Annotated in this window: 19 protein-coding genes and 1 tRNA gene; 14 read left to right on the top strand and 6 right to left on the bottom strand. The window is 67.0% G+C overall.

Going from position 1 to position 20,528, the window contains the following annotated elements:
- Nucleotides 1-21: 21 nt before the first annotated feature.
- Nucleotides 22-168, top strand: coding sequence for a hypothetical protein (locus GGQ97_RS08210; RefSeq protein ID WP_168068644.1), 147 nt, complete (start codon nt 22-24; stop codon nt 166-168).
- Nucleotides 169-173: 5 nt separating this feature from the next.
- Here GGQ97_RS08210 and GGQ97_RS08205 read toward each other — a convergent pair whose 3' ends face one another.
- Nucleotides 174-989, bottom strand: coding sequence for a hypothetical protein (locus tag GGQ97_RS08205; protein WP_168068642.1), 816 nt, complete (start codon nt 987-989; stop codon nt 174-176).
- 88 nt (nt 990-1,077) lie between these two features.
- On the opposite strand from GGQ97_RS08205, the gene GGQ97_RS08200 reads away from it, so the two are divergent.
- From GGQ97_RS08200 to GGQ97_RS08180, 5 genes are all read left to right on the top strand, one after another.
- On the top strand, nt 1,078-1,689 hold the full coding sequence (locus tag GGQ97_RS08200) for a thymidine kinase (RefSeq protein WP_168068640.1): 612 nt from the start codon (nt 1,078-1,080) through the stop codon (nt 1,687-1,689).
- On the top strand, nt 1,686-2,582 hold the full coding sequence (gene truB / locus GGQ97_RS08195) for a tRNA pseudouridine(55) synthase TruB (protein WP_168068639.1): 897 nt from the start codon (nt 1,686-1,688) through the stop codon (nt 2,580-2,582). The genes GGQ97_RS08200 and truB overlap by 4 nt, the downstream gene beginning before the upstream one ends.
- A 10-nt stretch (nt 2,583-2,592) precedes the next feature.
- Nucleotides 2,593-2,862, top strand: coding sequence for a 30S ribosomal protein S15 (gene rpsO, locus GGQ97_RS08190; protein ID WP_168068637.1), 270 nt, complete (start codon nt 2,593-2,595; stop codon nt 2,860-2,862).
- A 161-nt stretch (nt 2,863-3,023) separates the two neighbouring features.
- On the top strand, nt 3,024-5,384 hold the full coding sequence (gene pnp / locus GGQ97_RS08185) for a polyribonucleotide nucleotidyltransferase (RefSeq protein WP_168068636.1): 2,361 nt from the start codon (nt 3,024-3,026) through the stop codon (nt 5,382-5,384).
- 130 nt (nt 5,385-5,514) lie between these two features.
- Nucleotides 5,515-6,552, top strand: coding sequence for a histidine kinase dimerization/phosphoacceptor domain -containing protein (locus GGQ97_RS08180; RefSeq protein ID WP_168068634.1), 1,038 nt, complete (start codon nt 5,515-5,517; stop codon nt 6,550-6,552).
- Here GGQ97_RS08180 and GGQ97_RS08175 read toward each other — a convergent pair.
- The 3 genes from GGQ97_RS08175 to GGQ97_RS08165 form a co-directional block, all read right to left on the bottom strand.
- The gene (locus GGQ97_RS08175) at nt 6,549-7,478 is read right to left on the bottom strand and encodes a methyltransferase (RefSeq protein ID WP_168068633.1); all 930 of its coding nucleotides are present in this window, start codon (nt 7,476-7,478) and stop codon (nt 6,549-6,551) included. The two genes, GGQ97_RS08180 and GGQ97_RS08175, sit on opposite strands and share 4 nt — an antisense overlap.
- 57 nt (nt 7,479-7,535) lie before the next feature.
- Nucleotides 7,536-8,438, bottom strand: a complete 903-nt coding sequence (locus GGQ97_RS08170) for an iron-containing redox enzyme family protein (RefSeq protein WP_168068631.1) — start codon at nt 8,436-8,438, stop codon at nt 7,536-7,538.
- 135 nt (nt 8,439-8,573) lie between these two features.
- The gene (locus tag GGQ97_RS08165; RefSeq protein WP_168068630.1) at nt 8,574-8,930 is read right to left on the bottom strand and encodes a hypothetical protein; all 357 of its coding nucleotides are present in this window, start codon (nt 8,928-8,930) and stop codon (nt 8,574-8,576) included.
- Nucleotides 8,931-9,160: 230 nt separating this feature from the next.
- Between GGQ97_RS08165 and GGQ97_RS08160 the strand changes: the two genes are divergently transcribed.
- The 3 genes from GGQ97_RS08160 (at nt 9,161) to GGQ97_RS08150 (ending at nt 13,927) form a co-directional block, all read left to right on the top strand.
- Nucleotides 9,161-10,729, top strand: a complete 1,569-nt coding sequence (locus GGQ97_RS08160; protein WP_342448486.1) for a hypothetical protein — start codon at nt 9,161-9,163, stop codon at nt 10,727-10,729.
- A gap of 12 nt (nt 10,730-10,741) precedes the next feature.
- Nucleotides 10,742-13,462, top strand: coding sequence for a TonB-dependent receptor domain-containing protein (locus GGQ97_RS08155; protein WP_168068628.1), 2,721 nt, complete (start codon nt 10,742-10,744; stop codon nt 13,460-13,462).
- A 126-nt stretch (nt 13,463-13,588) separates the two neighbouring features.
- On the top strand, nt 13,589-13,927 hold the full coding sequence (locus GGQ97_RS08150; RefSeq protein ID WP_168068626.1) for a DUF6481 family protein: 339 nt from the start codon (nt 13,589-13,591) through the stop codon (nt 13,925-13,927).
- Between the two features lie 59 nt (nt 13,928-13,986).
- On the opposite strand, the gene GGQ97_RS08145 is transcribed toward GGQ97_RS08150, so the two are convergent.
- Nucleotides 13,987-14,062, bottom strand: a tRNA-Ala gene (locus GGQ97_RS08145).
- 191 nt (nt 14,063-14,253) lie between these two features.
- Here GGQ97_RS08145 and GGQ97_RS08140 point away from each other — a divergent pair.
- Entirely contained in the window at nt 14,254-15,681 is a 1,428-nt protein-coding gene (locus tag GGQ97_RS08140) for a DUF2171 domain-containing protein (protein WP_168068624.1), read from the top strand.
- An 81-nt stretch (nt 15,682-15,762) separates the two neighbouring features.
- Complete coding sequence (locus GGQ97_RS08135) at nt 15,763-16,755, top strand: NADP-dependent oxidoreductase (RefSeq protein WP_168068623.1); 993 nt, start codon at nt 15,763-15,765, stop codon at nt 16,753-16,755.
- Between the two features lie 39 nt (nt 16,756-16,794).
- Here the strand turns inward: GGQ97_RS08135 and ypfJ are convergent, their stop codons facing one another.
- Nucleotides 16,795-17,691, bottom strand: a complete 897-nt coding sequence (gene ypfJ / locus GGQ97_RS08130) for a KPN_02809 family neutral zinc metallopeptidase (protein ID WP_168068621.1) — start codon at nt 17,689-17,691, stop codon at nt 16,795-16,797.
- A gap of 134 nt (nt 17,692-17,825) precedes the next feature.
- Here ypfJ and GGQ97_RS08125 point away from each other — a divergent pair, with 134 nt between their 5' ends.
- Genes GGQ97_RS08125 through GGQ97_RS08115 form a run of 3 tightly spaced genes read left to right on the top strand, consistent with a single transcriptional unit; the run spans nt 17,826 to nt 20,526 of the window.
- On the top strand, nt 17,826-18,611 hold the full coding sequence (locus GGQ97_RS08125) for a 3-hydroxybutyrate dehydrogenase (protein WP_168068619.1): 786 nt from the start codon (nt 17,826-17,828) through the stop codon (nt 18,609-18,611).
- The gene (locus GGQ97_RS08120; protein WP_168068618.1) at nt 18,608-19,234 is read left to right on the top strand and encodes a DUF4893 domain-containing protein; all 627 of its coding nucleotides are present in this window, start codon (nt 18,608-18,610) and stop codon (nt 19,232-19,234) included. The genes GGQ97_RS08125 and GGQ97_RS08120 overlap by 4 nt, the downstream gene beginning before the upstream one ends.
- Nucleotides 19,235-19,251: 17 nt before the next feature.
- A complete protein-coding gene (locus GGQ97_RS08115; protein WP_168068616.1) occupies nt 19,252-20,526 on the top strand; it encodes an amidohydrolase in 1,275 nt (424 codons plus the stop codon).
- Nucleotides 20,527-20,528: the final 2 nt, after the last annotated feature.

The raw sequence follows: 20,528 nt of genomic DNA, 5'->3' as shown, positions 1-20,528 counted from the left end.
TCGATCTCCAGGGAGCAGATGATGACCGAGAAGAAGGGCCATGGCAGCGCCACTGCGCAAAAGGCCAACGCCAAGGCCGCCAAGGAAGGCAAGTCGAACCCTCGCAAGTCGGCGTCGGCGCAGGCAGAACTCGGCAAGAAGGGTGGCAAGGCCGCCGCCAAGAAGTAGCGGGATCAGGAGGCGGGAAGCCGCTCCAGCGTGCGGGTTTCCTCTCGGACGCTCGTCCCGCCCTCGTCCACCAACTCAAGCTTGAGCTGTTCGACGCGCCGGATGGGCTCTCCGCCGGCATCGAGCGTGAAGGTGGTCGTGATCGTCCCCGCATAACGATTGGCGGCAAATCGTGCCCGGGCTTCCTCCGGGGCCAGTTTCTTGCCGCTGATCTCGGCGACGAGGATGGCGGTCGTCGCGGCCGCTTCGCGAAACTGCTCCGGATCAATTTGACTGGTCGCCGTCAGTAGCTGCGCCGACCCATCCTGCTGGCGCTTCAGGGGAGCCGCCGTCGCTGCACCCTTGGCCTTGTACGCAGCACCCTCGCGGGGGGTGACGGAGCGAAGATCATATTTCGCGATCAGTTCCTTCACCGAATCCAGGTCGCAGCGGATGGTGAAGGCGTTCCAGGTGAAGATGGTGCGCCCGCAGATCGCCCGCGTCAGCTTGGCACGCCGCAGCCAGGGGTCGACCCGCGCCTCCATCCCCGCCGGATCGAGGAGCTGGACCTCGCCGCCCGGGGTGCGAAGAAAGCGCACCGGCAATTGCCAGCTGGTGCGGGCTTCCTTCGGGGTATCCGCCGTATAGTCGAGCTCGACGACCTCGGAAGCACCGCGGCGGTCGATCAGCCATTCCACCACCGTGTCGCTGCCATTCGAGCTGCTGTTCGAGCCTTCCCCGGTTTCGCGGGTCTGGTAGCTGCTTCGCACCAGATGGACGCGCCCGGGGACCGGGGCCCGTTCTGGGGCGATGGCGAGGGACGCGAACAACAGGATCAGCATCGGCCGAGGATGACCGCCCCGGCCGTGCGCGGCAATGACCGAAGGCCAAGTTTCTCGGCGGCCGGTGTTTGCGCTAAGAGCGCCGGCAATGGCCAAGCTCTATTTCTATTATGCCGCGATGAATGCCGGCAAATCGACCACGCTGCTGCAAGCGGACTTCAATTATCGCGAGCGGGGCATGGAAACCATGCTGTGGACCGCGGCGCTGGACGATCGCGCGGGCGAGGGTCGCATCTCCTCCCGGCTGGAGATCGGCGCCGACGCTCACTCCTTCGACCCGACCACCGACCTGCTGGAGACGGTCGGGGCCGAGCTCAGCGGGCGACGGTTGCACTGCGTGCTGGTCGACGAGGCCCAGTTCCTGACCGAGGCGCAGGTGCTGCAATTGTGCCGCCTGGCCGACGAGATGGACCTGCCGGTGCTTTGCTACGGCTTGCGCACCGATTTCCGTGGGGCGCTGTTCCCCGGCAGCGCGTCGCTGCTTGCGCTGGCCGACGCCCTGATCGAGCTGAAGGCGGTCTGCGAATGCGGACGCAAGGCGACCATGAACCTGCGGGTCGATGCCGAGGGCCGCGCCGTTGCGCAAGGGCAGCAGACGGAGATCGGCGGCAACGACCGCTACGTCGCGCTGTGCCGCCGCCATTTCTTCGCCCGGCTGCGCTCGGCGGAAGAAGCGCATCCCGTCGGACCGGCGGCGTGAACCGCCCGCTTTCGGGCTGGATCATCCTCGACAAGCCCCTCGGCCTCGGTTCGACCCAGGCGGTCAGCGCGGTCAAGCGGGCCCTGCGCGAGGCGGGCGAAGCGAAGACCAAGGTCGGCCACGGCGGCACGCTCGACCCGCTCGCCACCGGAGTCCTGCCGATCGCGCTTGGGGAAGCGACCAAGCTCGCCGGGCGGATGCTCGACGCGGTGAAGGGCTACGACTTCACGATCCGCTTCGGCTCGCAGACCGACACGCTGGACCTCGAGGGCAAGGAAATCGCCAGCAGCCCCAATCGCCCGACGCTGGCCGGGGTCGCGGCCGCACTGCCCGCCTTCACCGGCCCGATCGGGCAGGTTCCGCCCGCTTATTCGGCGCTCAAGGTCGACGGCCAGCGCGCCTACGACCTCGCCCGCGCCGGCGAGGAGGTCGAGCTCAAGAGCCGCGCCGTGACCATCCATGCGCTGACGACCGAGGAGACAGCCGACGGCCCGCTGGAGGAGATCACCCTCTCCGCCACCGTCTCCAAGGGCACCTACATCCGCAGCCTCGCGCGTGACTTTGCGCTGGCACTCGGCACCGTCGGGCACGTGACCATGCTAAGGCGGACCAAGGCCGGGCCGTTCACGCTCGATCAGGCGATAGCACTGGACTTTCTGGACCAATGCGCTAAGGGCGGCTCGCTCGACGGGGCACTTCTGCCATTGCAAGCAGGGCTGGACGACATCCCGGCCTTTCCCGTCACCCCCGATGAAGCCCGCCTGCTCCGGTTCGGACAGCGGCTTTCCCGGGTTCCGCGCGCAAGCGGTCTCCACGTCGCCGTCGATGGGCTCACCCCCGTCGCGCTGATCGAAGGGGACCGGGTCGTTCGCGGGTTCAACCTTCAGGAATAGGAGTAACACGATGTCGATTACCGCCGAGCGCAAGGCCGAAGTGATCAAGGAATATCGCCGCGACGAGAACGACACGGGTTCGCCCGAGGTCCAGGTCGCGATCCTGACCAACCGGATCCAGACGCTGACCGAGCACTTCAAGGGCCATGCCAAGGACAATCACAGCCGCCGCGGGCTGCTGATGATGGTCAACAAGCGCCGCAGCCTGCTGGCCTACCTCAAGAAGGAAGACGCCCAGCGCTACACCGATCTGATCGGTCGCCTCGGCCTCCGCAAGTAACGAGATACGAAGGGCGCCCCAGCGGCGCCCTTCGCTTATGGACAATCCGCAATTCGGCGGGCCGTCCAGGAGCTGAAACGAACGCTCCATCCGCTGGCAGACCGGATTGTCCGCCACAAGCTGAACCCGTCCGCATCCGGCGGCGGGACAAAGGAATTCAAATGTTCAATATCAACACCGTGGAAGTCGATCTCGGCGGCAAGACGCTGAAGCTCGAGACCGGGCGAATTGCCCGCCAGGCCGATGGCGCCGTGCTTGCCACCATGGGCGAAACCGTCGTCCTGTGTGCCGTTACCGCCGCCAAGAGCGTGAAGCCCGGCCAGGACTTCTTCCCGCTGACCGTCCACTATCAGGAGAAGTTCTCCGCAGCCGGGCGCATCCCGGGCGGCTTCTTCAAGCGTGAGCGTGGCGCCACCGAAAAGGAGACGCTGACCAGCCGTCTCATCGACCGCCCGATCCGCCCGCTGTTCCCCGAAGGCTTCTACAACGAAGTCCTCGTGATCGCTCAGGTGCTGTCCTACGATGGTGAGAACGAGCCCGACATGGTCGCAATGTGCGCCGCCTCGGCCGCGCTGACCATCAGCGGCGTTCCCTTCATGGGCCCGATCGGCGCTGCCCGCGTCGGCTACGTCGGCGGCGAATACGTCCTCAACCCGACCAACGAGCAGGTCAAGGAAGGCGATCTCGACCTCGTCGTCGCCGCCACCGGCGGGGCCGTGATGATGGTCGAATCCGAAGCCAAGGAGCTGTCGGAAGAGGTCATGCTGGGCGCCGTCGTGTTCGCGCACGAAGCCTGCAAGAAGGTCGTCAACGCGATCTGCGATCTCGCGGAAAAGGCCGCCAAGGAGCCGTGGGACCTCAAGCAGGCCGACGACAAGGCCGCCACCAAGGCCAAGCTCAAGGACCTCATCGGCGCCGACATCGCCGCGGCCTACAAGGTCACTGCCAAGGGCGAGCGCTCGGACCTGATCAACGCCGCCCGCGCCAAGGCCAAGGAAGCCTTTGCCGACGCCGAGCCGCAGGAGCAGCTCGTCGCCGCCAAGCTCGTCAAGGTGCTGGAAGCGGACATCGTCCGTAACGCCATCCTCGACGAAGGCCGCCGCATCGACGGCCGCAACACCACCACCGTCCGCCCGATCGAGGCGATGGTCGGCTTCCTTCCGCGCACCCACGGGTCGGCGCTGTTCACCCGCGGCGAAACGCAGGCGATCTGCACCACCACGCTCGGCACCAAGGACGCCGAGCAGATGATCGACGGGCTGGAGGGTCTCTCCTACCAGCGCTTCATGCTGCACTATAACTTCCCGCCCTACTCGGTCGGTGAAGTGGGCCGCTTCGGCGCCCCCGGTCGCCGCGAAGTCGGTCACGGCAAGCTCGCCTGGCGCGCGCTTCACCCGGTGCTGCCGACGACGGAAGAATTCCCGTATACCATCCGCGTCCTCAGCGACATCACGGAGAGCAACGGCTCCTCGTCGATGGCCACCGTCTGCGGCGGTTCGCTGTCGATGATGGACGCTGGCGTTCCGCTTGCGCGTCCGGTCGCCGGCATCGCCATGGGCCTCATCCTTGAGGGTGAGAAGTTCGCGGTGATCAGCGACATCCTCGGCGACGAGGATCACCTCGGCGACATGGACTTCAAGGTCGCCGGCACCGACCAGGGCATCACCACGATGCAGATGGACATCAAGGTCGCCGGCATCACCAAGGAGATCATGCAGGTTGCCCTGGCCCAGGCCAAGGAAGGCCGCGCGCACATCCTCGGCGAAATGGCCAAGGCGCTCGACAGCACCCGCGGCGAGCTTTCGGCTCACGCGCCGCGCATCGAGACGATGCAGATCCCCAAGGACAAGATCCGCGAAGTGATCGGCACCGGCGGCAAGGTGATCCGCGAGATCGTCGCCACCACCGGCGCCAAGGTCGACATCGACGACGAGGGCCTGATCAAGATCAGCTCGTCCGACGTGAAGCAGATCGAGGCCGCCCGCGCCTGGATCCAGGGCATCACTCAGGAGCCGGAGCCCGGCACCATCTACACCGGCAAGGTCGCCTCGATCGTCGATTTCGGTGCGTTCGTGACCTTCATGCCCGGCAAGGATGGCCTGGTGCACGTCTCGGAAATCAAGAACGAGCGCGTCGAGAACGTCCGCGACATCCTGACCGAAGGCCAGGAAGTGAAGGTCAAGCTGCTCGAGGTCGACAATCGCGGCAAGGTCCGCCTGTCGATGCGCGTCGTCGACCAGGAAACCGGCGCCGAGCTGGAGGACACCCGTCCTCCGCGCGAGCCGCGTGAAGGCGGCGACCGTGGTCCGCGCGGCGATCGTGGCCCCCGTGAAGGTGGCCGTGGCGGCGACCGTCACCGCGAGGGCCGTGGCCCGCGCCGTGACGGCGGCGACCGTGGTCCGCGCGGCGAAGGCCGCGGCGATCGCGGCCCGCGCCGCGAAGGCGGAAACCGCGACGACAACGGCCCCGCGCCCGAGTTCGCCCCGGCTTTCCTGACCGGCGGCAACAACGACGACGACTAAGAAGCCTCCCTGCGTCGTCAGGGAAAGCCATTGAAGTCGAAGCCAAGATCAAGGGCCTCGCGGAGCGATCCGCGGGGCCTTTGTCATCTCCCAGCTTCCTTTTCCGCCTCCGGACGCTAGGTAAGCGATCGTGCCAGGTGCGTACCCTTCTGCTGGTCGCTGGACCGAGCGCTATCCCCTCGCCAAGCTCGGCTTCGCCGCCGACCTGGTCGCGGCGCTCGCGGGGATAGCGATCGCGACGCTGGTTCGCCTGACGATCGACGATCAACTTCCCCCGGGCTTCCCCTTCCTCACCTACTTCCCGGTCGTCCTGCTGGTCGCATTCACCCTGGGGCTGCGCGCCGGCGTCTTTGCCGCCCTGTTTGGCGGCCTCGCAAGCTGGTACTGGTTCCTCACCCCCGGCAGCAATTTCTCGCTTACCCACAACAGCGCGATCGCCCTCACCTTCTACGCCTTCATCACTGGCACCGAGATTGCGCTGGTGCACTGGATGCAGCGTTCCAACCGGCTGCTGGTGATCGAACGCGAGGCCAACGCCCGGCTCGCCCAGACGCGGGAGCTGCTGTTTCGCGAACTCCAGCATCGCGTCTCCAACAACCTGCAGATGGTTGCCGCGCTGCTGACGGTGCAGCGGCGCCAGATCGCCGATGAAAGCGCCCGGTCAGCCCTGGATGAAGCGGCGCGTCGTCTTCAGACGATCGGGCGGATCAGTCGCCAGCTTTACGATCCGGCTGGAGGTGATCAGGCACTCGGCTCCTTTCTCGATCAGCTGGCGCGCGACGTTATCGAGTCGAGTACGACCATGACCATCAAGCACGAGGTGATCTCCACCAGCGACGCGCGGATCGGGCCCGAAGCGGCCATTCCGCTGGCGTTGATCGTCGCCGAAAGCATTGCAAATGCCATCGAGCACGGCTTTGCCCCCGGGCAGGACGATGCGCGACTGGAAATCCGATTGGGCCAAGGTCTTCAGCGGCAGCGGCTTGCGGTCGAGATCGAAGACAATGGCGTCGGCCTGCCGGATGGCTTCGCCCTCGATCAGAGCGGCAGCCTGGGCCTTCGCATCGCGACCATGCTGGCCGGGCAGATCGGCGGACATTATTCACTGACCCCGGGCACCGACCGCGGCGCCATCGCCCGCCTCGAATTGCCGCTCCTCGCCGCCTAGCCCTTGGTCAACACCGCGCCCACCGCCGCGATCCGTTCGGCGCCGGCTTCGGCATAGGGGGGCCCGTCCATCTCCTCACCGAAGATGTCGGGGTCGATTTCCTCGTAGCGCAGGCTGGCGTCGGCGTCCTCGGCCAGTTCCGCCAAGGCCGCGAGCAGGCGGTCCTCGCCCGCGATGATCGGGCTTCCGGTGTAGAGCAGCATGGTCCCGCCCGGGCTCAGCCGTTCGAGCGACTGGCGCGCCCAGTCGAGCGACAGCGCGGCGCCCAGCATGTCGCCGCCGTCGCGATAGTTGCGGCGCTGGGCATCGGCGATGAAGGGCGGGTTGGCGATGATCAGGTCGATCTCGCCCGTCACGCCCTCCAGCCCGCCATCGACCGTCTCGACCTCAAGACCCGCGGCCAGCGCATTAGCGCAGGCGAGCGACAGGGCTTGAGAATTAATGTCCGCCAGGCTGATCCGCTCGGGCTCGAGCAGCCCGGCGGCGCTGATCCCGCCCGGCCCGGCACCGGCGCCAAGATCGACAAGATGCTTCGGCGTTTCTAGGGCCTCCGCGCTGGCCTCGACGAAGCGTGCGAAGCGGTAGGTGTCGGGCCCGAAGAACACGCTGTCCTCGGCCTCGGTCGGATAGGCCGAATGAAGGAACAGCCGCCCGGACAGCGAGGACACCCGCACCAGGCTGCGGAGGACGCCGTTGCGCTCTTCCAGCGCTCCACCCTCGCGTAGCAGGTCGAGCATGTCGCCCGGCAAGGTGTCGCGGGCAAAGGACAGGCTCCACCCGAAAATGTCGCGAAGATCGCGTGCCGCCTCTCCCGGCCGCCGTGCGACCACCCGCTGGTGGGTAGCCGGGGTGACGGTGGTGAAGGCATAGCCCTCCTGATCGAGGGCCTGGAGCAGCGCGGCGAGCGGTTCGGGGGAAAAGGTCATGGCCGACGCGGTTAGCAGGGGTGGGTCACAAGACAAGCGCAGCTTGCCCGGCGGCGGTCAGGCGATGCCAAGCAACTCGCTGTAGCGGTTGAAGCAGCGCTCGCCGCACGTGAGGCGCATCAGCGCCCCTTCGGCCATCGCGCGCGCCCTCGCCGGCCCCTCCGCTTCGTCCTCGATCGCCGGGCGGATCGCTTCTCGGTTCCATTCCTCGCTATGCTTGATGTCGAGCACGGCATGGAGGTCGAAATAGCGCCGCAGCTTGGCGTCGAAGCCCAGCCGGCGCATGGTCCGCGAGGTGGCGGCCGAGCGGGCCGGCGCGGTCAGCTCGATCACGCCAAGCGCACCGACGCTGTGCCAGGCATAGCTGCGTTTCGACGCCATCGCCGTCATCGCATTGGCCAGTGCCAGGCTTTCCCAGCATGTGACGTCGATGGCGGGCTTCAGCCCGAGCGCCTCGACCACATAATGAAGCATCGGGCCGTGCATCCCCTTGGGATTGCCGCGCCCCATTTCGTCCCAATAGTTGCGCGCAAGCTCCATCTTGGGCCGGTCGGGCAGTCGGACCTGCGTCATAGCGACGAGGTCGTCGAACCCCGCCTCCCCCGCCGCTTCCTGCGTCAGGAACAGCTTGAGATCGTCGAGGGTCGCCTCGGCCTCCAGCCAGTGGAACAGGGGGTGGTGCTGACCGGGGCCCGTCTTCTCCAGCCCTTCGAACCAGGCAATGAAACCGTCGGGATCGGTCGGCGCTGCCGCTGCCTCATCCGCAATCTCGGCCCGCAGATCCTCGAGGAATCCCAGTTCCAGCCGCATCATCCGCGCGTCGCGGTCGATGCGCGAGGCAGCCGCCGCTCCCGGGAAAGCCGGGGCGAGCCGTTCATGGTTCCAGTGGCTGAGTGCGCGCTGAAAGACGTCGTTGAAGAATTGCGACCCGGACAGGGTCGAGCGGAAGCGCGTGGCCATGACTATATTGCTCGCAGATCAATAGGATATGCGAACGAAACGGGTCCAACGGTGCAGTTGTTCCCCGGCTGGCCTAAGTGCCTAGGGCCTCGCGCTGATCCTTGACCGAGCCGCCGGTTTGCCGGCGAGGTAAGCCTAGCGCGCGCTGAGGCTCTGCTGGGTCAGGCGGCGCGCGGCGATGCGCGACACTTCGCGCGTCCCCATCACTTCGCCCGAGGCGAGCACGATTTCGCTGTCGGGCGCGCGGTCAACCTGCCGGAACACCTCGCGGGCCTCGTTCACCCGGCCTTGGCGGGCAAGCAGCTGGCCATAGTTGAGCAGCCACGCACCATCGTTCCGGTTGGCCGCCTGCGAGCCGACGAGCTGCCGTTCGGCAAGCGACAGGTCGCCCGTCACCAGCGCCTGATAGGCGAGCGCGCCGGTCGAATAGTCGAGTTCGGCGGGCTGGGCCGCACCCGTTGCGAGAAATGCTGCAAAGAGGAGAGCGTTCATCGTGGCTCCTGTCCGCCCGTCGACTGTCATCGGACTGAAGCCGAAACGTAACATCTCTGTCATCTTGCTGCAATCGTCGATCAGCGCCGCCGCAAACTTCCGGCCGACCCGAGATTGTCACGGTTTCTACATGGGAGAGTCGCGAGCCCCGACTAGCCGTCCCTTGCAAGCGGGGCGGGTCCAACGCGCCCCTTCGGACAACAGAACAGAAATTGCCAAAAGGGGTCGAAATGAAAATGGTGCAGGTGGGTCGCCGGCTGTTGATGGTCGGTGTTGCAGCAAGCGTTCTCACGGCCTGCGGCGGCGCCGACGACATCGCCTCGCCGGGCGAAGGCGTGATCGTGGGCGGCGGCGGCAATGGTGGCGGTACCGGCACCACCCCTCCCCCGACCAGCACCGGCCCTGCCGCGAGCTGCCCGACAGGCACCACCGACCGCGGCGTCAACCCGGTCGTCAACCGCCGCAACTGCGGCCTCCCCAGCCGCATCGCCTCGTCCCTGTCGCTGCCCAAGGTCGCCGGCCTGTTCTACTCGATCGACGGCCGCGTCGATGTCGGCACGGACGTCGGCGGTGACGGCGCCGCCGCCGGCGGCCAGTCCGCCACTCTGTCGATCGACCCCGGCGTGATCGTCATCGGCCAGAGCCAGGCGAGCTTCCTGGTCGTCAACCGCGGCTCGCAGATCAACGCGGTCGGAAGCAGCACCGCGCCGATCATCTTCACCAGCCTCGACAATCTGGAAGGCCGCGCGACCGACACCAGTTCAAACCAGTGGGGCGGAATCCAGCTGCTCGGCCGCGCGCCGATCAGCAACTGCCTGTCGGCCGTTCCGGGCGGCTCCGCGCAATGCCAGCAGCAGGCCGAGGGCACCGGCTCGCCGGCGCTGTACGGCGGCAACCTTCCCAACGACAACAGCGGCCAGCTGCGTTTCGTGCAGATCCGCTTCACCGGCTTCAGCGCGTCGCCCAATGCCGAATTGCAGGGCCTGACCACCGGCGGCGTCGGGGCCGGCACGCGGATCGAGAACATCCACATCCACAACAGCGGTGACGACGGCGTCGAGATCTTCGGCGGCTCGCACAACATGCGCAACGTGGTGATCACCGGCGCCGACGACGACGGAATCGACACCGACTTCGGCTACAAGGGCTTTATCCAGTTCGCCATCGCCATCCAGCGGCCCCAGTCGCTCGGCGTCAACGGCGACACGATGATCGAGGCCGACAGCAACCCCGAAGTGACCGGCGCCGACGACTTCACGCCGCGCCAATTCACCCGCCTGTCCAACTTCACCTTCATCCAGACCCGCACCGGCACCCGCGCCATCCACCTGCGCGGCGGAACCGATTACGCGCTGGTCAACGGCGTGGTGGTCAGCCCCTCGGCCTGCCTGGACATCGATCAGGCGACCACCGTTCAGGCCACCGGCACGGACGAGGCGGGCCCCCCGAGCATCCGCTCGGTGCTGTTCGCCTGCACTCCGCGCGACGATGCCGACTCCGACGATTTCGAAGCGCAGGCCTTTGCGGTTTCGACCAACACCAACAACCTGTTCGGCTACACCTCGACGCTGACCAGCCTGTTCGTCAACGGCGCCAACGAGACCGCCGCGACGCCGTATAATGCGACCCTGCTCAACACGAGCTTCGTCACCGCGCCTTACGTCGCCGGCAACTTCACCCAGACCAATTACGTCGGCGCCGTCCGCGACGCCAACGACACCTGGTACCGCAGCTGGACCTGCGACAGCGGCTACGCGAGCTTCGGCTCGGGCGGCAGCTGCAATTCGGTTCCGGCCTGAGCTGGGATAGACATGCCGAACGTCACCCGCCTGGCATCGCTGCTGCTGCTCACCACCGTCCTTTGCCCGGCCGCCGCGCTGGCACAGGCCGGTGGTGCCGCCCCTCCCGTGGTGACTCCGCCGACCGGTGGGGCCACCGATCCGGCTGCCGCCGCGCCTGACGACGCGCAGGCCGCCGAGGAGCCGATCATCGAGGTGTCGGCGCCGGGCGTCGACACGGCCCCTGCCGACATCGTCGTTCGCGGACGCCGCAACATCGTCCGGGCCACCCCTGAAGTCGTCTCGATCCTGTCGAGCGAGGATATTGCGCGGACCGGCGAAGGCGACATCGCCGGCGCTCTGGGCCGCGTTCCCGGCCTCAGTGTGGTCGGCAACGGTCTGGTCTATGTCCGCGGGCTCGGCGACCGCTACAGCCTGGCGCTGCTCAACGGGCTCGCCCTGCCCAGCCCCGAGCCGCTCCGCCGCGTGGTGCCGCTCGACATCTTCCCGACCAGCGTGATCGGAAGCGCGGTCGTCCAGAAGAGCTATTCGGTCAATTACCCGGGCGAGTTCGGCGGCGGCGTCATCAACCTGACCACCACCGCCGCGGCGCGAGAGCCGTTCCTGACGGTCGGTGCAAGCGTCAGCGGCGATACCGAAACCACCGGCAAGCTCGGCTATACCTATTATGGCAGCAGCACCGACTGGCTCGGCTTCGACAACGGCGACCGCGCGATCGACGGTGCCTTCGGCGACGCCTTCCGATCCAACAAGGTGATCGGCGAAGGGACCAACTTCACCCGTGCGCAGGTGCAGGCGATCACCGCCGACCTCACCAACAGCCGCACCAGCGTCCTGCAGCGCAATCGCAACATCCCCGCCAACTATGGCGTCGACCTGTCGGGCGGCACCACCTTTGGGCTTGCAGGGGCCGAACTGGGCGTGATCGCCGCCGCCGGCTTCAGCAATAGCTGGCGGACCCGCGACGCGACCCAGCAGACCCAGGGCGGCGACCTGATCGGCACCGACTTTCAGGTCGTGCGAACCGACAATCGCGTCGTCGCCAACGGCCTGCTCGGCCTGTCGGCCAAGATCGGCGCCCACGATATCCGCTTCACCAACCTGCTGATCCGCGACACGCTCAAGATCGGTCGCCTGGCCGCCGGCTACGACGTGCAGGTCGGCGATCCCGTGCCCGGTGGCCCGGCCCAGCAGATCAACCAGCGCACCTCCTGGTTCGAACGCCAGTTGTTCAACTCGCAGCTGGTCGGCGAATTCGATTTCGGAGACATCGATCTCGACCTCCGCGCCGCCTACGCCAACAGCCAGCGCAACGCGCCGTACGAGCGCAGCTTCAACTACGTTTACGACACGACCGCCCGCGATTATGTGAACAACCTCACCACCAATCCGCAGAGCGCCGGGATCACCTTCTCCGAACTCGACGAGGACGTGTGGAATGCCGGCGCCGACCTCAACTACAAGGTGCCCGGAGCGCGCAACCTGACGCTCAGCGCCGGCGGCGCCTATCTCGACACCACGCGCAGCTCGACCCGGCGCGACTTTGCATTTCGCCCGGCCAGCGCCCTTCCCGGCGGAGTCACCGAGCAGCGCCCCGATTATCTGCTGTCCGACTATAACGTCTACACCTACAACATCCTGCTGGTGGAAACGTCGGGCCTCGCCGGTACCGCGCGCTACCAGGGCGACCTCACGGTCAGTGCCGGCTATGCACAGGCGACCGGCGACATCGTCGAGGGCCTCCGCCTGCAGGGCGGCGTGCGCTACGAACAGGGCAAGCAATCGGTCACGCTGGTCGACCTCTTCGCGCAAGGCGGGCTGACCCAGATCCCCGCGATCGAGAAGAGCTACTGGCTGCCCGCGGCGACCCTGACGTGGAACCTCCGCCCCGACATGCAGGTCCGTCTGCATGGCTCCAAGACCATCGCCCGCCCGCAGTTCCGCGAGCTTGCGCCGCAGGTCTATTTCGACACCGAAAGCGACCGCCAGTTCTTCGGCAACCCGTTCCTGACCGACTCCACGCTGACCAATGCCGAGGCGCGTTTCGAATGGTATTTCGGAACCCAGCAGCGGATCAGCCTCGCCGGCTTCTACAAGCGCATCAACAAGCCGATCGAGGCGATCGCCACTTTCACCGGCGGCGCGGCTCTCATTACCACCTTCGGCAACGCGCCCAGCGCCAGGCTCTATGGCGCCGAGGTCGAGGTGCAGAAGTATGTGCCGCTGAACGGTCTCGGCCTCGACCAGCACCGCCTGGTCTTGATCGGGAACTACACCTTTTCCAAGTCGGAGATCCAGGTCGATGATGGCGACACCACGATCCTCAACGACTTGCGCGGTCCACGCCCGGCCCGCGAGGTGTTCTTCGACGGCGATCCGCTGACCGGCCAATCGAAGCACATCGCCAACGCCCAGGTCGGGGTGGAGAATACGGCGTTGCTGCAGCAGCTGACCCTGCTGCTCAACTATGCCTCCAAGCGCGTCAGCAGCCGCGGCCCTGCCAGCGGCGGGGTCCGCCAGTCCGACATCTTCGAGCGGCCGGGCCTGACCATCGACCTGATCGCACGGCAGGGGCTGCGCTTGGCTGGCCGGGAACTCGAGCTGAAGTTCGAGGCGCGAAACCTCACCGGCGCCGCCTATGATGAAACGCAGGATGTACGCGGCACCCCGATCTTCATCAACCGCTATGACGTCGGCCGGTCCTTCTCGCTCGGCGCGTCGCTGAAGCTCTGATCGATCCGCGCCAGCAGCCACCGACCGTGCCCTTCCGGGGCAGCAATTGGCCTGGCCGGTGGCTTTTTGGTGCCTTCGTAGCCTAAAGGGTCCGGAAGAACCGCAAACCCAAGGTAAAGATCACCAATGAAGGCCTACAAGAACAACGGTTTCCAGGACCGCGTCGACCAAGTCGCCAAGGCCAAGCAACGCCTGATCGAGAAGCTGCGCGACAAGCCCGAGGTCGACCCCGCCACCGAGGAAGCCCGCTTGCTCGCCAGCCAGAAGCGCGAAGCCGCGCAGGCCGAAAAGCGGGCCCAGCGCAAGGCCGCCGAAGCTGCCGCCGAGCAGGAAGCGCGTGACCGGAAGGCGGCGAGCGAACAGGCCGAGGCCGACCGCCTCGCGGCGATTAAGCCCGAGCTGACGGAAGAAGAGCGCAAGGCTGCACGCGACGCACGCTACGCCGCCCGCAAGAAGCGCCGCTAACCGCTCCGCGCGACGCGGACGTTGCTGACAATCGAATGATTAGAAGCGACCGGTGCGGCTGGTGGAGCTGAGGGGAATCGAACCCCTGACCTCTGCAGTGCGATTGCAGCGCTCTCCCATCTGAGCTACAGCCCCGCACCGGTTGCACCGCGCCTCTAGCGGTGCTTTCCCCCCTATGCAACGCGCTTTTCGACGCCTTTTTCGTGCCGCAGCGTTTCGGCCCTGTCCGGCCCCGCCTGACCTGAAGGTCCGGAACGACCGCCCTCGCCTCTCGTTAACCCTTTTGCATCCCGGCCCCCCTTCGCGGATGCACTAGGAGGACAGTAATGGCTTACGATCGGTATGACGACCGCGACAACCGCGGTTATCGTGACGACCGCCTGCGCGATGATCGCAGTGGCGGACGACAGGACGAACGCGGTTTCTTCGACCGCGCCATCGACAGCGTGTCGAACTTCTTCAACGACGATGAAAGCGGCAGCCGCGGCGATCGCGGGCATGGCTATAATCGCGCGGCGAACAGCTACAACCGCAGCAGCTACGAGCCCCGCGCATATGACCAGGAGGATCGCGGGCGCAGCAGCCGCGATGATAACCGCTTCGGCACCGGCGAGCGCGGCGCGCTGTTCGGCGGTGGGCAGTCGTCCACCTACGGTCGTGGCCGTGACGAGGGCGACTATCGCAAGCAATATGGCCGCGGCGGCGGTGAAAGCGGCGGCTTCGGGCGCGGCGATTATGGCAGCCAGGGCCAGAGCTGGCAGAGCCGGCAGGGCCAGGACTATGGCGACATCGGTTCGTCGCGCTCCTACCCCTCGAGCTACGGCCAGGCCGGGGGCACAACGTCCCGCGACAGTCAGCAGTCGTCGTGGAACGACCGCGGCGCCAGCCAGGACCGTCAGGGTGGCGGCTACCAAAGCCAGGGCAGCGACCGCTATCGTCCGATGACCGGCGACTATGGCCGCAGCTCCAACGAGCTCGACCGCCAGGGATCGGGTCTCGGCAGCCAGAACTACAGCCAGCAGCAATATGGCAGCCAGGATCGTTTCCAGGATCAGGGCACCAGCTTTGGCGGCTCGTCGGGCTTCGGCGACAGCAGCCGTTCGTCGGCCTTCGGTAGTCAAACGCGCAGCCCGCACGACCAGCATTATTCGTCATGGCGCCAGCGCCAGATCGAGGATCTCGATCGCGATTATGACGAATATTGCCGCGAGCATCAGAGCCGGTTCGAGAATGAATTCTCGGGCTTCCGCCAGACCCGGCAGACCAAGCGCCAGATGCTGACCAGCATCCGGGAGCATGCCGAAGTAGTGGACGAAAGCGGACAGCGCATCGGCACCGTCGACAAGGTCCGCGGCGACAAGGTCATACTGACCAAGAACGATCCCGAAGCGCATGGCGTGCACCGCAGCTTCACCTGCTCGCTGCTCGACCGCGTCGAGGACGGCAAGGTCTTCCTGACCGGCACCAAGGATTCGATCCGCTCGCGCCTGACCGAGGAGCGTGAGGACGACCAGGGCCGTTCGCAGGATCGCGGGATGCTCGGCGGCCTGTTCGGCGGAAGCGGTTCGGATCGTGACGATCGGCAGACCCAGCCGTCGACCAACCAGCCGACCGCTCAGACCATGAGCCCGACCTCGACCACCGGTGCCACCACCACCGGCACGACGAGCGATGGCCCCCACATGCTCGATAAGAGCTTCTCGGGCACCTACGACGACGACACGTCGACGACCGGTCGCTCGACCAAGAAGTAAGCTGCACCCAGCAGCTTGACGAGGAGGCCCGGGCACCCCAGCGGTGTCCGGGCCTTTTCGTTTCAAGCAAGGACCGAACCCATGCCCCACGCCTGGCACCTCAAGAGCCGCCCCAGCGGCCTGCCCACCGCCGATAATTTCGAGCACAAGGAAATCACCCTGCCCGAACTGGCGGACGGGATGGTCCATGTCCGCAATCGCTGGCTGTCGGTCGATCCGTACATGCGCGGCCGGATGAACGACGTGAAGAGCTACGTGCCTCCGTTCCAGGTCGGCGAGCCGCTCGAGGGCGGCGCGATCGGCGAAGTGGTGGAAAGCCGCTCGCCCGATTTTCAGCCCGGCGACACGGTCATGCACATGATGGGCTGGCGCGACGAGGCGGTGCTGCCGGCGCAGGCGCTGAACAAGCTGCCGACCATCCCCGGCGTCGAACCGCAGGCGTTCCTCGGCAATCTCGGCCTGACCGGCGGCACCGCTTACTGGGGCCTCCTCGATGCGGCCAAAGCCAAGGCCGGCGACATCGTGTTCGTCTCTGCCGCGGCGGGCGCGGTCGGCTCGGCGGTGGTGCAGATCGCCAAGGCCAAGGGAATGACCGTGATCGGCTCGGCCGGCGGGGCCGACAAGGTCGCGTTCGTGAAGTCGCTCGGTGCCGACGAATGCATCGACTACAAGGCCGGCGTGCCGCTGGTGAAGGCGCTGTCCGAAGTCGCGCCCAAGGGCATCGACGTCTATTTCGACAATGTCGGCGGAGAGCATCTCGACGCCGCCCTTGCGCTCGGCCGCAAGGATGCGCGCTTCGCCATTTGCGGGATGATCGACGGCTACAACAGCGGCGCTCCGACCAGCCTGCGCTACCTGATGCGCGTGATCGCGATGCGAATGAGCCTCAAGGGCTTTATCTATACCGACTATCTGCCCCGCAACGGCGAATTCTACGCCGAAATGGGCCCGTGGGTCGCAAGCGGCGCGGTCAAGGGCCGCGACACGGTGGTAGAAGGCCTCGACAAGACTCCCGAAGCCTTCCTCGGCCTGTTCACCGGCGCCAACACCGGCAAGATGCTGGTCAAGCTCTAAGCGGCGATGCTCCCCCGGGTCGCCCGGGGGAGCGTTACCTCACACCCGGTTGTAGTTGCACACGCTCGGGTCGCCGCTCTGCAGCCCGCGACGAAGCGCTTCCTGGCGCTGCTGGCTCGACCCGTGGGTGAAGCTTTCCGGCCGCACTGCCTGGCCCGCCTGCTGCATCAGCGCGTCGTCGCCGATCGCCGCCGCCGCAGTCATGCCTTCCTGCAGATCGTCGGGATCGAGAGCGGGCGTTCCGTCGGGTGCCTTGGCCCGCGCCGCCCACACCCCGGCATAGCAATCGGCCTGAAGCTCGACCCCGACCTGCACCGCATTGCCTTCGGCCTTGCCGAGCGACGCCTGCGCGCGGCTTGCCCGGTCGAGCGTCCCCTCGAGCTTCTGGATGTGGTGCCCGACCTCGTGCGCGATCACGTAGTAAGGCGCGAAGTCCCCGCTGGCCCCGAAGCGGGTGCGCAGCTCGTTGAAGAAGCTCGGGTCGATATAGATGCTCTGGTCGCCCGGGCAGTAGAAAGGCCCGAAGCTCGCCTGGCCCTGCCCGCAGGCGGTCTGATAACCGCCGCGATAGGCGACGAGTTTCGGCTCCGTGTAGGAGCGATTGGCTGCCTGGAACAACGCGCCCCAGACCTGGTCGGTAGAGATCAGCGCCGACCGCAGCACGCGTCCGTCTTCCTGCGACAGCTGCGACGCACCGCCGCCATCACCCTGCTGGGTCGGGCTGCCGCCGCCGCCGAGGATGCCGCCGCCGCCAAGGCCGCTCAACGCACAATAGCCCAGCGCCAGGATCAGGATACCGACGATCCCGAACCGGCTGAGCACCAGCGGAATGAGCATCCCGAGGATGCCGCCACCGCCGCCCAGCACCGGCATGCCGCCGCCCGACCGACCGGTAGCGTCGATGAAGTCATTGTCGTTGCCGTCCCCGAGGCGCATCCATGTTCTCCTTGCGGACCCATAATGATCGGCGAGGCGCGGAGGTTGCAAGGGCTCGTCATCGTCGCCGCGGGCTTGACCCGGCGCCCGGCTTCTTCTTCTGAGATTGTCAGGCAATTGGAGTGACTCAACGCATGATCCTCAAGGACAAGGTCGCGCTGGTGACCGGCTCGACCAGCGGCATCGGGCTCGCCATCGCCCGCTCCCTCGCGGCCGAGGGCGCCCGAGTCATGCTCCACGGCTTCGGCGACCGCGAAGCCAACCTCCAGCTCAAGGACGAGCTTGCCGCGCTGTCGAACGACTGCGCCGGCTTTTCCGAGGCCGACCTCGCCGACCCCGAAGCAATCGACGGCCTGGTCGCCCAATGCACCGACGAGCTCGGCTCGCCGTCCATTCTCGTCAACAATGCCGGCGTCCAGCATGTCGCGCCGATCACCGATTTCCCGCCCGAGAAGTGGGATTGGATCATGGCGGTGAACCTGTCGGCGGTGTTCCACACCACCCGTCTCTGCCTGCCCTCCATGCGCCAGCGCGGGTTCGGGCGGATCATCAATACCGCCAGCGCCCACAGCGTCGTCGCCTCGCCCAACAAGGCGCCCTATGTCGCGGCCAAGCATGGCGTCGCCGGCTTCACCAAGGCGGTCGCGCTGGAAACCGCACGCGAGGGCATCACCGTCAATTGCATCTCCCCGGGCTATGTCTGGACCACGTTGGTCGAGAACCAGATCCCCGACACGATGAAGGCGCGCAACATGACCCGCGAGCAGGTGATGAACGACGTCCTGCTCGCCGCCCAGCCGACCAAGCGCTTCGTCGAGCCGGTGGAGGTCGCCGCCCTCGCCCTGTTCCTGTGCCGCCCGGAAGCCGGAAGCATCACCGGCGCCAACCTCAGCATGGACGGCGGCTGGACCGCGCAATGACGATGCGCCGCCTCGCCGCGCTGCTTGCGCTCGCACCGCTTGCAGCCTGCACGCCGAACGAGCGGCCGACCGCCGGACCGGTGGCCAGGGCCGCGTCGTGGCAAACCGTCGCGACCGAAGAGGACCGTCGCCGCCTGCGCGAATGGCGAACCGCCTTCGTGAACGGCCTGGCGCAGGCCCGCGCCGCCGGAAACGGCGTGGCGATCACCCGCGAGGGATCGCTTCTCATGCCCGATGCGGCGATCGGCGGCACCATCCCCAACGGCGACTATCGCTGCCGGGTGACCAAGCTCGGCGCCCGCTCGCCCGGGCTTCTCCCCTTCGTCTCCTACCCCGCGTTCAATTGCCGCATCGCCCAGTCCGGGCGGCTGCAGGCCTTCACCAAGCTCAGCGGTTCGCAGCGCCAGGTCGGCTACATCTTCCCGCACGACCAGCTGCGCCAGGTCTTTCTCGGGACCCTGGTCCTCGGCGACGAACAGCGCGCCATCACCTATGGCGTCGACAGCGACCGCGACCTCGCCGGCTTCGTGGAGCGGATCGGCCCCCGCACCTATCGGCTGATCCTCCCTTCGCCGCGCTACGAAAGTTTGATCGACGTGGTGGAGCTTGTGCCCTCCTCCTAGCGCGCTAGGCTCGGCCCATGCTGACCCTTCTCGCCGCCGCCGCTCTCGCCGCCCAGCCGACCCCGGCCGAGCTCACGCCGTTGATGGCGCTCTACCGCGAGCTTCACGCCGCGCCCGAGCTGGCCATGACCGAGACCCGGACCGCCGCCCGCCTCGCGCCCGTACTGCGCAAGCTTGGCTATGAGGTGACCGAAAAGGTCGGCAAGACCGGCATCGTCGCGGTGATGAAGAACGGCCCCGGCAAGACCGTGCTGGTCCGCGCCGACATGGACGGCCTGCCGCTGGAGGAGAAGACCGGCCTCGCCTTCGCTTCCAAGGTCCGCACCACCGCTAGGTCCGGCGTCGACACCGGCGTCATGCACGCCTGCGCCCACGACACCCACATGACCGCGCTGATCGGTACCGCCCGCCGCCTTGCCGCCAGCAAGGCCAGGTGGAAGGGAACGCTGGTCCTGATCCTCCAGCCGGGCGAGGAAACCAGCGAGGGCGCCGCGGCGATGCTGTCGGACGGCCTGTTCACTCGCTTTCCCAAGCCCGACACCATGCTCGCCTTCCACAACAGCGCGTCACTCCCGGCCGGAACGATCGGCCTGACGCCTGGCCCGGCGCTGGCCAATGTCGACAGCGTCGATGTCACCGTGCGCGGGGTCGGCAGCCACGGCGCAGCGCCGCAGAACGGGCGCGACCCGATCGTGGTCGCCGCGCGCATCGTCTCGACCCTCCAGACCCTGGTCAGCCGCGAACGCAGTCCGTTCGATCCGGCGGTAGTGACCGTCGGCAGCTTCCACGCCGGCGCCACCCACAACATCATTCCTGACGAGGCCAGGCTGCAGATCACCGTCCGCAGCTACACGCCCGAAGTCCGGCAGAGCATCCTCGACGGCATCCGCCGCATTGCCCGGGGCGAGGCGATCGCCGCCGGCGTCCCCGACGACCGCATGCCGGTGGTCTCAGTGCGTGATCCCTACACCCCCGCCACGGTCAACAGCGCCGACCTCACCGCGGAAACCCGCACCCTCTTCACCGGGCTGTTCGGCGAGAACCGGGTCAGGATGGTCCCCGCCGCGATGGTCGGTGAGGACTTCAGCCGCTTCCTGATCGCCAACCCGCAGGGCCGCAGCCTGTTGTTCTGGGTGGGCGGCGTGCCGCAGGCTCGCTGGGACCAGGCGGGAGGCGAGGTCACCAAGCTGCCCGGCCTCCATTCGCCGCTGTGGGCGCCCGACGCCGAACAGGTGATCGGGACCGCCGTGGTGGCGATGGAAGCCGCGACGCTGGAGGCCCTCAAGGGCTGACG

This window comes from Sphingomonas kaistensis, from assembly GCF_011927725.1.
In the GTDB taxonomy this organism is placed as follows: Bacteria; Pseudomonadota; Alphaproteobacteria; order Sphingomonadales; family Sphingomonadaceae; genus Sphingomicrobium; species Sphingomicrobium kaistense.
This window is presented reverse-complemented; position numbering and strand designations above follow the sequence as displayed.

Excerpts from the sequence above, each read along its gene's own strand:
- rpsO (WP_168068637.1), top strand. The coding sequence starts at position 2,593 with ATGTCGATTACCGCCGAGCGCAAGGCCGAAGTGATCAAGGAATATCGC.
- GGQ97_RS08135 (WP_168068623.1), top strand. The coding sequence starts at position 15,763 with ATGCCCCACGCCTGGCACCTCAAGAGCCGCCCCAGCGGCCTGCCCACC.
- GGQ97_RS08165 (WP_168068630.1), bottom strand. The coding sequence starts at position 8,930 with ATGAACGCTCTCCTCTTTGCAGCATTTCTCGCAACGGGTGCGGCCCAG.
- GGQ97_RS08170 (WP_168068631.1), bottom strand. The coding sequence starts at position 8,438 with ATGGCCACGCGCTTCCGCTCGACCCTGTCCGGGTCGCAATTCTTCAAC.
- GGQ97_RS08115 (WP_168068616.1), top strand. The coding sequence starts at position 19,252 with ATGCTGACCCTTCTCGCCGCCGCCGCTCTCGCCGCCCAGCCGACCCCG.
- ypfJ (WP_168068621.1), bottom strand. The coding sequence starts at position 17,691 with ATGCGCCTCGGGGACGGCAACGACAATGACTTCATCGACGCTACCGGT.
- GGQ97_RS08160 (WP_342448486.1), top strand. The coding sequence starts at position 9,161 with ATGAAAATGGTGCAGGTGGGTCGCCGGCTGTTGATGGTCGGTGTTGCA.
- GGQ97_RS08140 (WP_168068624.1), top strand. The coding sequence starts at position 14,254 with ATGGCTTACGATCGGTATGACGACCGCGACAACCGCGGTTATCGTGAC.
- GGQ97_RS08120 (WP_168068618.1), top strand. The coding sequence starts at position 18,608 with ATGACGATGCGCCGCCTCGCCGCGCTGCTTGCGCTCGCACCGCTTGCA.
- GGQ97_RS08200 (WP_168068640.1), top strand. The coding sequence starts at position 1,078 with ATGGCCAAGCTCTATTTCTATTATGCCGCGATGAATGCCGGCAAATCG.
- GGQ97_RS08150 (WP_168068626.1), top strand. The coding sequence starts at position 13,589 with ATGAAGGCCTACAAGAACAACGGTTTCCAGGACCGCGTCGACCAAGTC.
- pnp (WP_168068636.1), top strand. The coding sequence starts at position 3,024 with ATGTTCAATATCAACACCGTGGAAGTCGATCTCGGCGGCAAGACGCTG.
- GGQ97_RS08210 (WP_168068644.1), top strand. The coding sequence starts at position 22 with ATGACCGAGAAGAAGGGCCATGGCAGCGCCACTGCGCAAAAGGCCAAC.
- GGQ97_RS08155 (WP_168068628.1), top strand. The coding sequence starts at position 10,742 with ATGCCGAACGTCACCCGCCTGGCATCGCTGCTGCTGCTCACCACCGTC.
- GGQ97_RS08125 (WP_168068619.1), top strand. The coding sequence starts at position 17,826 with ATGATCCTCAAGGACAAGGTCGCGCTGGTGACCGGCTCGACCAGCGGC.
- GGQ97_RS08175 (WP_168068633.1), bottom strand. The coding sequence starts at position 7,478 with ATGACCTTTTCCCCCGAACCGCTCGCCGCGCTGCTCCAGGCCCTCGAT.
- GGQ97_RS08205 (WP_168068642.1), bottom strand. The coding sequence starts at position 989 with ATGCTGATCCTGTTGTTCGCGTCCCTCGCCATCGCCCCAGAACGGGCC.